The following is an 11,335-nucleotide window of genomic DNA, read 5'->3' as shown; positions in this document are numbered from 1 at the left end:
CCCTGTACACACATACTCCTCAGCAGGAACTTACACGGTAACGCTTACAGTAAGCAATTCAAACGGTCAGACTTCAAAAACCGGTGCAATAACTGTTCTTCAAAACTCTGAACCTGTACCTGAACCAGTACTTCCTGTTGCAGATTTCGGCACCAATGCTATTCAGGGCCCTGCTCCTCTTACTGTCCAGTTTACCGATCTTTCACAAAATACAGTTTCGTGGAACTGGGATTTTGACAACAACGGACAGCCAGACTCCACCGACCAGAGTCCGGTTTATGTGTATGAAGTTCCGGGAGACTATACCGTTACCCTGACGGTAAGCAACGAAAACGGTGCAGCTTCAAAAACTATCGAAATAAAAGTGCTGGAGGCAGAAGAGGATAAAGGTCTTCCTGTTGCAGACTTCAGTGCGAATGTTACGAGCGGCTATGCTCCCCTTGAGGTCCTCTTTACAGACCTCTCACAAAAAGCAACTGAGATCGGGTGGGATTTTAACAATGATGGAGTGGCTGACGTGAGCTCCAGTACTGTAGTTTATGTGTACACAGCCCCGGGAACCTATACCGTAAATCTGCTCGCAACCAATGAAAATGGCACGGTTTCAAAAACTCTCGAAATAGAGGTGTTGAAAGAGAGCAGTTCCGGAGGAAGCAGCCACAGCAGCGGAGGAAGCAGCGGTGGTGGCGGTGGTTCCCCTGAACCTGCAAGAAACGTTGAAACCAAAGAGCTTTCACAGGTTTACATAACAAATGACAAGGCCGTAAAGTTTGATTTCACAAAGAACGCAACCTGTGTTGTCTATGTGAGCTTTGATGCAAAAAAGACAGCTGGCAAGACCACAACGATTACCGAGGAATTAAAAAATAAGTCTGCACTTGTTTCCAAACTGCCTGAAGGAGAGGTCTACAAGTCCTTTAACGTCTGGGTAGGAAACAGCGGGTATGCAACCTCAAAGAATATAGAAAACCCTATCATCTGTTTCAAGGTTGAAAAGACCTGGATGGAGGATAAAAGGATAGATAAGGCTTCAATTGCCCTGAACAGGTACGAAGACAAAGCCTGGGTGCAGCTGCCAGTTACCCTCTCAGGGGAAGACGAGAAATTCCTGTACTTCACTGCCGAGGTCCCGGGCTTCTCTTCCTTTGCAATAACAGGTAAGGCAAAAAGCCTCTCAGAAGAAGCTACAGCAGAAACAGAGCCTGGACAGGAAATTCGCTCCATTGAGAGAGAAGATATGAAAAGTATAGGAGAGGAAGTTGAACAGAGCTCTCCACAGGGAGAAGATACAAAGGCTCCAGGATTTGAAATCGTCTACGTGATAGCCTGCGTGCTTGCAGTTTTCCTGTATAAAAGAAAGTAGAAAAGCTAAAAGAATACAAAAGAAAGGAAATCAAATCAAATCAAATCAAATCAAATCAAATCAAATCAAATCAAAGCTAAATGTCAAGCTTTGATACAGAAAAGCGATTGATGAGGGGTTTATCCCTTCATCTCATTTTCTACAAATCCCATTATCTACAAATCCCATTATCTACAAATCTTATTTTTTACATATTCAGTTTTCTCAGCATTTTAACTTGATTTCTTAATTTCTGAATCCATATAGTTTCTTAATCCAGATAGATACATAGAGCCCCGGTTTCCTCATAAATAATAATTTTTGAATAGCAACCCATCAAGAGCATATTATTGCCTGTTTTGAAAGAGACGGACTACTAATAATAAAAAAGAGAAGGATGTAATAAGGATAGCTGTTTAACGAAGTTAAAATACTAATTCTTGCCTTACAACTGAACTATTACTTTACTGAGCAGCATGCTGTTTTATATTTTTATATAAGTATTAGATTAAATCAGTATATTTATATTTATTTATATACATTCCCGCGTAGTTAAATTGATTGACACAGGGATTTTACTCTGGATTTTAGATAAATTCAGCGCAAACGCAGAGCTTTACATTTGTACATTCATTGGACATTGAGTGCATGTTTTCATGAATTACTAATAATACAATTTTCGCCCCTGATACAGATTTCACCCCTAACTTTCTTGAATGGATGGAGGAATTGGAAATTAGAAATAAATTAATCACATTATTAGGAATATTTATCATATTCTCATTAATTTCAGGTATTGGAGCAGCGGCAGAGATAATTGTCCAGCCAGGAAGTTCAATACAGACTGCCGTAAACAATGCAGCTTCAGGTGATGTAATTACCATAAAACCCGGGACCTATACCGAAAATATAAAAATATCTACAGGTGGTCTCACTATCAGGTCTGAGTCCGGAAACCCTGATAATACAATAATTAAAGCTAAAAGTTCAACTATAAATGTACTTTCCGTACAGGCAGATAATGTAAAAATTAGCGGGATTAAAGCTATTGGAGCAAGCGGATCCAGCTATTCAGGAATCTATCTGTCCGGATGCAATAACTGTATAATTGAGAATAACAAGCTCATGAGCAACGGGCGTGGAATTTATCTCGTGAGTTCTAAAGGATGCTCCGTCTCGAAAAATACAGTTACAAATAACGGGGTGTATGGAATTGTGCTTGGGAGCTCCAGCGGCAATACCATTTCCGGAAATACGGCTTCTAACGACGCCCGCGGCATCCATGTTGGTTCTTCTGACGGCAATACCCTTTCAGGCAACACTGTTACTTCGAACAGTGCTTATGGCATGTATGTTTGCGGTCTGAGCGATAGAAACCTCATTTATAACAACTACTTCAATAACACCGATATGATCATTAAAAGCGGAACCGGAAACGCTTATAATACCGCAAAAGCCGCAGGCAAAAATATTATCCATGGAAGCTATATTGGAGGAAACTTCTGGGGAAAACCCGATGGTTCAGGCTTTTCCAATACCGCAGTGGATGCGGATGGAGATGGAATTTCCGATTCCGCGTACAGTATACCAAACAGCATATACTCAGATTACCTGCCTCTTGTAACCCCTTCCAACCCTGCAGCCCCTGATGCGGACTTCAGCAGCAATGTTACCTCAGGAAACGCGCCGTTGAATGTTTTATTTACTGATGCAAGCACAGGAACGTCCACTGCATGGAACTGGAGTTTTGGAGACGGGACATATTCAACCCAGAAAAATCCAGTGCATACCTATTCAGCAGCCGGAAGTTACACAGTAACACTTACAGCAAGCAATGCGGCTGGAAACGACACGAAAACAAAAGCGGATTATATAAAAGTAACAGCCCCGCAAAAACCAGTCGTAAATTACTGGGGCTCTCCGAGATCAGGAGATGCGCCGCTGACTGTAACCTTTAAGGACATTACTACAGGATCCCCCACAGCATGGAACTGGGATTTCGGAGACGGGACTAATTCAACGGAACAGAACCCAAAACACACATATTCAGCAGCAGGCCGTTACACGATAAAGCTGACAGCAACCAATGCAGCCGGCGGTAATACGCTAACAAAGTACTATTACATAACAGTGACAGGAACAGCTGCACAAACTCCTATTGCAAGCTTCAACAGCAATGTTACTTCAGGAAACGCGCCGCTGAATGTCCTATTTACGGACACAAGTACAGGAACTCCCACTGCATGGAACTGGAATTTTGGAGATGGGACTAATTCAGCAGTCCAGAACCCGGTACACAAATACTCCTCAGCAGGAACTTACACTGTAACGCTTACAGTAACTAATGCAGCAGGCAGCAACACGGTGACAAAATCCAATTATATAAGTGTAGGGACCGCAGCGGCGCAAACGCCAGTTGCTGCGTTTTCGGCATCTCCTACTTCCGGAAATGCACCGCTGGATGTGACCTTTACTGACAGCAGTACAGGAACTCCCACAGCATGGAGCTGGAATTTCGGAGACGGGACTACTTCAACAGATCAGAACCCAAAACACACATATTCAACAGCAGGAACCTACACAGTAACGCTTACAGTAACTAATGCTGCAGGCAGCAATACGGCAACAAAGTCCAGTTATATAACTGCAGGGACAACGGCACAAAAGCCAGTCGTAAACTTCTGGGGCTCTCCGAGATCAGGAGATGCGCCGCTGAGTGTGGCCTTTAAGGACATTACTACAGGATCGCCTACTGCGTGGAACTGGGATTTCGGAGACGGAACTAATTCAACGGAACAGAACCCGAAACACACATATTCAGCAGCAGGACGCTACACGATTAAACTGACAGCAACCAATGCGGCAGGCAGTAATACGCTAACAAAGTATTATTACACAACAGTGACAGGAACAGCTGCACAAACTCCTGTTGCTGCGTTTTCGGCATCTCCGACTTCCGGAAATGCACCTCTGGATGTGACCTTTACTGACACAAGCACAGGTACACCCACAGCATGGAGCTGGAATTTCGGAGACGGAACCAGTTCAACTCAGAAGAGTCCAACACATACATATTCGACAGCAGGAACCTACACAGTAACGCTTACGGCAACTAATGCTGCAGGCAGCAATACGGTGACAAAGTCCAGTTATATAACCGCAATAACTGGAGGGACAACGGCACAAAAACCAGTCGTAAACTTCTGGGGCACCCCAAGATCAGGAAATGCGCCGCTGACTGTAACCTTTAAAGACATTACTACAGGAACACCTACTGCGTGGAACTGGGATTTCGGAGACGGAACAAGTTCAACAGACCAGAACCCAAAACACACATATTCAACAGCAGGAAATTACGTGATAAAGCTGACAGCAACCAATGCGGCAGGCAGTACTACAATGACAAAGTACAATTATATTGTAGTGACAGGAACAGCTGCACAAACACCGATTGCTGCGTTTTCGGCATCTCCAACTTCCGGAAATACACCCATGAATGTGGCTTTCACTGACACAAGCACAGGTACACCCACAGCATGGAGCTGGAATTTCGGAGACGGAACAAGTTCGACTCAGAAGAGCCCAACACATACATATTCAACAGCAGGAACCTACACCGTAACGCTTACAGTAACTAATGCTGCAGGAAGCAATACGGCAACAAAGTCCAGTTATATAACTGCAGGGACAACGGCACAAAAACCAGTAATAAACTGCTGGGGCTCTCCAAGAACGGGAACTGCGCCCCTGACTGTGTACTTTAAGGACAGTAGCTCAGGTTCGCCTACTGCATGGAACTGGAATTTCGGAGACGGAACGTCCTCAACGCTCCAGAATCCGAAGCACATATATTCAGCAGCAGGAACTTACACGATAAAACTAACAGTAACCAATGCAGCAGGCAGCACTTCGGTAACAAAATACAACTACATAGTAGTGTCAAAGGCCTGAGAGTACTGTGAAGTCAGTTTAACAGGGAAAAGAGCGATAAAAGCAAGAGTAAGAAAATAAAAAATAAGAAAAAACAGGGATTCAACGAAAGTAAATTTAAAAGGCTGGAGTAATGGGACTATGTCCTATTCAGAGCTTTTCTGCAAGGCTCCCGAACTCCAGCCGACTTGAAGCCGGAGATTCCGGCTCCTTTTTTTCAGGGGAATAGGGCACTACATTTGCAAAAAACTCTTCTACCAGGCTTCCCACATCCCTTGGAGCTACATCGAGAAACTCTCTACTCTCTTCAGGAGGGAAGTATCCGAATACCGAAAATTTGCCCAGCTTACGCATCTGGGAGCCCTGGTAGCGGGCATCAAGGAGGATCCTTACCCCGAAATCTCCCGGAGAGCGGACAACTCTTCCCATTGCCTGTCTTACCTTCCTGGTCGTTGGCACCTGGACTGCAAACTCCCAGCCATCGCCACAGTTGAAAACCGTATCATATGCCGACTCCACAGCTTTGATCCTGTCATTCAGAGCCGGGTATCCTACACCTACAACGATCACGGTTCTGCCGCGGGAGTCTCTGAAATCAACGCCTTCGCTCAATGTTCCCCAGAGATAGGTTATGAGCAAAGCTTTTCCTCCCTGCTCCCCGATTTTGAAAAACTCCTGTCTGATCTCCTGGGCTGAGACCCCGACCTCATCAAGGAAAATAGGGATCGAAAGTTCGGGCTCAAGGAGTTTTTTATAGCGGAGGGCTTCCGCATAGCTCTGGAAATAAACGACCACATTCCCGGGCGATGCAGCAGTGGCAGCAAGAAGCGCTTCTTTCAAACTTTCCAGGGTTTCAGGGCTGTCCCTGTTTTTTGCAAAGAGGGGAGGGACTGAAACTGCAAGAGTAAGCCTTCTTTCCGGTGGAAAGGTGGTCCCATAGGTGATTTCTTCCACTTCCCGGGTAATTCCCAGTGTGGATTTTACCATCTCAAAAGGTCGAAGTGTAGCCGACATCAGCACTGCCGAATAAACGGAATCAAGCAACGGTTGGGTCACATTTTTGGGAATGCAGGTGAAAAGTTCAAGCCTGCCGACTACCCTGTCGCTTTTAAAGTCCCTGCGCATGTTCAGGATCGGATAATAGTTCTGCCTGTCCGAAAGCACAAGATAGGAAGAAAGAAAATCTGCAACATAACGGATCTGGGAACGCTTGGGAACGGAAAGAAGCCCTTTTTTGTAGTTTTCAGCATAAATCTCTTCCAGCCTGCCTCCGAACTCTCCGATTTCCCGCAGCCGGGTCAGAACCTTTTCTTCGTCTGCAAACCCTTCTACCTTTGCATCCCGCAAAAAACGAACTTTCAGGACATCGAGGCGCTCATAAGGATCGCTAATCTGAATGTCCTGCCAGTGTTTTCCAAGCCTGTTCCTCTCCCCGAACTTCAACTTTGAGTCATAAGTATCCCTGATAGAGGTCAGCAAACAGGAAAAAAGCCTTTTTGCGTAGATCCGGGAGGCATAGTCCTGGTCAAGAGGAATCCCGAGACCCTGTCCGGAGCCTCCCCCGAACATAGGAGAACTGTCAGGCTCAGGAATCTCCCCGACCTCGGAAAGGGCTTTTTCAATGGTTATTTCGGAAAGCATTACGGAGGAATGGGAACGGGCTGAAGCCTCAATGTTGTGAGCTTCATCAAAGATAAGAATGATATCTTCAGGGTCTCGCTCAAGCCATTTAAGGAGGGTCATGAAGATGTCAGCACTGAGCACATGATGGAAATTGCAGATAAGAAGTTCTGTGTTTTTGAGTTCCTTTTTAAGCAGCTCATACCCGCACATGTCCCGGTCTTCCGCATATTCCATAACTTCTTCGGGGCTTCTTACATCGGAAAAGAGCCAGGAGGAAAATTCATTTCCTTCGTACTTGAGGACCTCATAAAGCTTTGGGCAGGAGTGGTTTCTCAAAGACTGAGCCTTTTTTCGGGCTTCCTCAATTTCTTTTTCAAGCTCGTTCCTGAGGGCGTAGAGGGAAGGGTCTTTTGTCCGTTTGTGTTTTTCGGAGGCATCTTTGAGTTCTTTTTCCTTCGAAGAAACTTCCCTCTCAAACTCAAGTAAGTCGTAGGTGTTTTCCCCTTTTAGTTTGCACTCTTCATAGTCGAGGTTCTCGGGACACATGGAAGTCTTGCCCTTGAAAACAATTGTTTTTATGCTGTTGTCCCTGTTGATATCCCTGGTCTCATGGATAAACTGGACCATCTGCTGGTGGACATTCGTGACTATGATTACGACCTTGTTGAGCTTCTTACCCACGTGAAGGGCAGGAGCAAGTGAACTTAGAGTCTTGCCTGTCCCGCACGCCCCCTCAAAAAGCACTATTTTCTCATGCAGGAGGGCAGAGTGAATCTTCTCCATGGCTTCTGCCTGATTTGGGTAGCAACTTTGTTTTGTAAAATATCGCATGTATCCGTTCTTTTGCATCATACGCTTAACCCTGATACCTCTCCGGTTTCCTGAACCCCGAACAGTCCATCGGAATTTAATCATTTTGAAAATTTATTAATTTATTTAGTATACTGGAGAACATACAGTTTCTCTTAGGAACATATAGTTTCTCTGAATATCTTTCTGAGAACTGTCATTAACCATCTTTAAGAACCGTGATGAACTATCCTCAACAACAGTAGATAAATATTTTGAAACCCGTTTTGAGAGTTATTTTTGAGGCCTATTTTCGGAGAACTATTTTTCCGAGAATCATTTATACTGTCCACCGGATAAACCAGATAAAAATGAATTCCTGGTACTATACCAACACAGAGGGAGAGGATTTATTTTTACTTGTTGAGTGAGGTGTTATTGCTTGACCAGTTATCCGAAGACAGACGAAAGATAGATGAAAGACAGAAGAAAGACAGCCAGATGAAGTTTTTTTCCTGCCTTATCTTCAGACTTCATGGTATAAACCATAAAGCCGATAAGACTATATTCAATTAACTGTTCTTGTAAGTTTCATACTTTAATATAAAAAACAATTAGAATTAATATGCGGAAACAGTTCAGAGGAATTAAAGGATGGATGAAAGAAGCCGGATGCTGGCAGACGAAAAAATCGGAAAACTTCTTTTTAAAATGTCAGTACCCGCAACCATAGGAATGCTGATGCAGGCCTTCTACAACCTCGTGGATACGGTATTCGTAGGCAGGGCCTATGGGGCCGAAAGCATCCAGGCAATCGGAGGAATTGCAGTTGCATTCCCAATCCAGATGATCGGAATGGCTGTAAGCCTTGCTATCGGCATCGGGGGTGCGTCCATCATATCTCGCCGCCTTGGGGAGAGAGAGCCGAAAAAAGCCGAAAAAATATTTGCAAACCTGATCTTCCTTTCCCTGTTTTCGAGCTTCCTGATAACAGGAGCAGGGCTTATATATATCGTACCGCTCCTGAAAATTTTCGGGGCGACTGATACTATTCTCCCTTATGCACTTGAATACCTGGAAGTAATCCTTTACGGTACTATCCTTTTTTCTCTTGCAATGGTGACAAACGCTGTGATCCGTTCCGAAGGAAACGCAAAGGTCGCCATGAACTCCATGCTCATCTCCGGCGGCCTCAATGTTGTGCTTGACCCAATCTTTATTTTTAGCTTCGGGATGGGAATAAGGGGAGCTGCCATTGCAACCGTACTGGCACAGGCAATAGGAGTGCTTTATGTTATCCGTTACTTCCTGAGCGGAAAAAGTACACTCAGACTCCACCCTGCTGACCTCAAACCGGACAGCAAAATCATAAAAGAAGTCCTTGCCATAGGGGTGTCCCCTTTTGCCAGAAACTTTTCAGGGAGTTTCATGGTAATAATCCTGAACAACCTCCTTGCCTTCTACGGAGGAGACATAGCCATTGCCGTGTTCGGGATAATCAACAGGCTCCTGATGTTTACACTCATGCCCATGTTCGGAATTATCCAGGGACTTCAGCCGATAGTGGGCTTCAATTACGGGGCAAAAAACTTTGAACGCGTCAGGGAAACTGTAAAACTTGCCATCCTCACTACCACAGTTATGTCTGTTACAGGGTTCCTGATACTTTACCTGTTTCCGGAGCAGCTTTTCGGGATTTTCAGCAGGAACCTGCAGTTGATAGCCGAGGGAAAAAGTGCTGTGAGGATAGTGGTGCTTGCAACCCCGCTTATTGGATTCCAGGTAGTTGGAGCAGCACTCTATCAGGCTCTGGGCAAAGCAAAACCGTCTCTTTTCCTGTCCATGTGCAGGCAGATACTTTTCCTGATTCCCCTGGTGCTTGTACTCCCTAAATACCTGGACCTCTTCGGTGTCTGGGCAGCCTTCCCGCTTGCAGATGTCCTGGCTTTTACGGTAACCCTGATTATGGTTATCCGGGAGTTCAAGCTGCTTGCTAAAGCAGGAGAAAATATGAAAATTGACCCTATGAAAATTGACCCGACTGCAGGGAATTGACCTGCTTGCAGGAATTGACCGCTCCTAAAGAACAGTTACTGCGAAAGTTGCTGCGAAACCACATCAGCGGTTTTTACGCCCTCTTTTTTATCAAGAATGCACTCCCTGCCGAGGTACCCATTTCCCCATTCACAGAGCGCATCCAGAACCGGAAGCACAGTTTTTCCAAATTCTGTCAGAGAGTATTCAACCCTGGGTGGGATTTCAGGATAAATCTCCCTGAGGACAAGCCCATCTTCTTCAAGTTCACGAAGTTGTTTTGTGAGCATTTTGGGAGAAATCCCCTGCATGCTTTGCTGGAGCCCTGAAAACCGCAGTTTCTCTGCTCTCAACTGCCAGAGGATAAGGGGTTTCCATTTGCCGCCTATTACGTCCAGAGTCGCTTCAACAGGACAATTATAGTGTTTATTATTTTTTGCTTCACTAACCATAAGCTTTCATACTATCCTTTTTGTTACTAAGTATCCGGATTGCATGTATGGTATATAAGTATAGTTGGTGTAAATTAAATATCAGCAAATACACGTTACTGACAGAAGAGACTCTATTTTGTTAAAAGAGACTCAAATTAACAGATAAAAGGTGTAAAAATGAAAGTTATAGGTATTGTTGGAAGTCCCCGAAAGAATGGAAATACAAATGTCCTTGTCCAGCAGGTCCTCGAAGGCGCAGCAGAAGCAGGTGCCGAAACCCGGACCTTCTTCCTCAATGAAATGAACTACAGAGGCTGCCAGGGCTGCAACTATTGCAAGGCCCACGAAGAATGCAAGCTTGAAGACGACCTTGTGGAAGTATTCAATGAGATTGCAGCAGCTGACGGTGTTGTATTCGGCTCCCCGATTTACTTTGCCCAGTTTACAGGCCAGATGCGGCTCTTCCTTGACCGCTGCTATTCCCTTATAAACGCTGATTTCTCCCCCCGTCTCCCTGCCGGGAAAAAGGCTGTGATTGTAGGAGTTCAGGGAGCGCCTGAGCCCACAGCTTTCAAAAGTGTCTATGAAGAATTCGGAGGGCAAATTTCCGGCGTCATGGCCATGGAAATAAAGGATACCCTTGTGGGAGTGGGATATCACGCTCCCGGAGAAGTAAAGGACAATTTAGAACTTATGGAAAAAGCGAAAAACACAGGCCTTAACCTGTTCAAATAAAGAAAAATAAAACAGGAAAGAAAACAAACCAGGGCGAGAGAAACCTGAAGAGGCATTTCCTCGCCCGGCTCTTTTAGAGCTCTTTCAGGAATAAATAAGGAGTCCGAATATGGAAACTCTTGAAGCAATCCACACTCGCCGAAGCATTCGAAAATATACCGACAGGCCAGTTCCGAGGGAGCTTGTTACCGAACTGCTGAGAGCTGCAATGAGTGCTCCATCCGCAGTTAATGCCCAGCCCTGGGTCTTTATTCTTATCGATGACCGGAAAATCCTCGATGAAATTCCCACGTTCAGCCCCTATGCCGGTATGTGCAGGGAAGCTCCTCTCGCAATCCTGATCTGCGGGGATACGACTCTGGAAAAAGCCCCCGGGTACTGGGTACAGGACCTGTCTCTTATACACATCTCCGAGCCCACGAGACGGACTCCTATCTCGTATGCCGTC

General features: G+C 45.1%; 7 protein-coding genes. 5 read left to right on the top strand and 2 right to left on the bottom strand.

Going from position 1 to position 11,335, the window contains the following annotated elements; genetic code table 11:
- Both EO95_RS04340 and EO95_RS18560 read left to right on the top strand, forming a co-directional pair.
- Nucleotides 1–1,363 (top strand): PGF-pre-PGF domain-containing protein (locus tag EO95_RS04340; RefSeq protein WP_048132521.1); only part of this gene is annotated, 1,363 nt, incomplete at its 5' end.
- Between the two features lie 699 nt (nucleotides 1,364–2,062).
- Nucleotides 2,063–5,293 carry a PKD domain-containing protein gene (locus EO95_RS18560; RefSeq protein ID WP_048132520.1) on the top strand — a complete coding sequence of 1,077 codons (3,231 nt, stop codon included), beginning with the start codon at nucleotides 2,063–2,065 and terminating at the stop codon, nucleotides 5,291–5,293.
- Nucleotides 5,294–5,422: 129 nt separating this feature from the next.
- Here the strand turns inward: EO95_RS18560 and EO95_RS04330 are convergent, their stop codons facing one another.
- Entirely contained in the window at nucleotides 5,423–7,747 is a 2,325-nt protein-coding gene (locus EO95_RS04330; RefSeq protein ID WP_048132518.1) for an ATP-dependent DNA helicase, read from the bottom strand.
- A 591-nt stretch (nucleotides 7,748–8,338) separates the two neighbouring features.
- Between EO95_RS04330 and EO95_RS04325 the strand changes: the two genes are divergently transcribed.
- On the top strand, nucleotides 8,339–9,739 hold the full coding sequence (locus EO95_RS04325; protein ID WP_048132516.1) for an MATE family efflux transporter: 1,401 nt from the start codon (nucleotides 8,339–8,341) through the stop codon (nucleotides 9,737–9,739).
- A 35-nt stretch (nucleotides 9,740–9,774) separates the two neighbouring features.
- On the opposite strand, the gene EO95_RS04320 is transcribed toward EO95_RS04325, so the two are convergent.
- Nucleotides 9,775–10,170, bottom strand: a complete 396-nt coding sequence (locus EO95_RS04320) for a helix-turn-helix domain-containing protein (RefSeq protein WP_048132514.1) — start codon at nucleotides 10,168–10,170, stop codon at nucleotides 9,775–9,777.
- Nucleotides 10,171–10,329: 159 nt separating this feature from the next.
- On the opposite strand from EO95_RS04320, the gene EO95_RS04315 reads away from it, so the two are divergent.
- Together EO95_RS04315 and EO95_RS04310 are read left to right on the top strand one after the other, a co-directional pair.
- The gene (locus EO95_RS04315; protein ID WP_048132512.1) at nucleotides 10,330–10,887 is read left to right on the top strand and encodes a flavodoxin family protein; all 558 of its coding nucleotides are present in this window, start codon (nucleotides 10,330–10,332) and stop codon (nucleotides 10,885–10,887) included.
- 109 nt (nucleotides 10,888–10,996) lie between these two features.
- A partial coding sequence (locus EO95_RS04310; RefSeq protein ID WP_048132523.1) for a nitroreductase family protein occupies nucleotides 10,997–11,335 on the top strand: 339 nt, incomplete at its 3' end.

It is taken from the genome of Methanosarcina sp. 1.H.T.1A.1 (genome assembly GCF_000979295.1).
GTDB lineage: Archaea > Halobacteriota > Methanosarcinia > Methanosarcinales > Methanosarcinaceae > Methanosarcina.
The sequence above is the reverse complement of the archived record's forward strand: the minus strand, read 5'-3'. Positions and strand labels throughout refer to the sequence as shown.

Bases quoted from the DNA above. Each gene is read 5' to 3' on its own strand.
- EO95_RS04330 (WP_048132518.1), bottom strand. From the start codon at position 7,747: ATGATGCAAAAGAACGGATACATGCGATATTTTACAAAACAAAGTTGC.
- EO95_RS18560 (WP_048132520.1), top strand. From the start codon at position 2,063: ATGGAGGAATTGGAAATTAGAAATAAATTAATCACATTATTAGGAATA.
- EO95_RS04325 (WP_048132516.1), top strand. From the start codon at position 8,339: ATGGATGAAAGAAGCCGGATGCTGGCAGACGAAAAAATCGGAAAACTT.
- EO95_RS04320 (WP_048132514.1), bottom strand. From the start codon at position 10,170: ATGGTTAGTGAAGCAAAAAATAATAAACACTATAATTGTCCTGTTGAA.
- EO95_RS04315 (WP_048132512.1), top strand. From the start codon at position 10,330: ATGAAAGTTATAGGTATTGTTGGAAGTCCCCGAAAGAATGGAAATACA.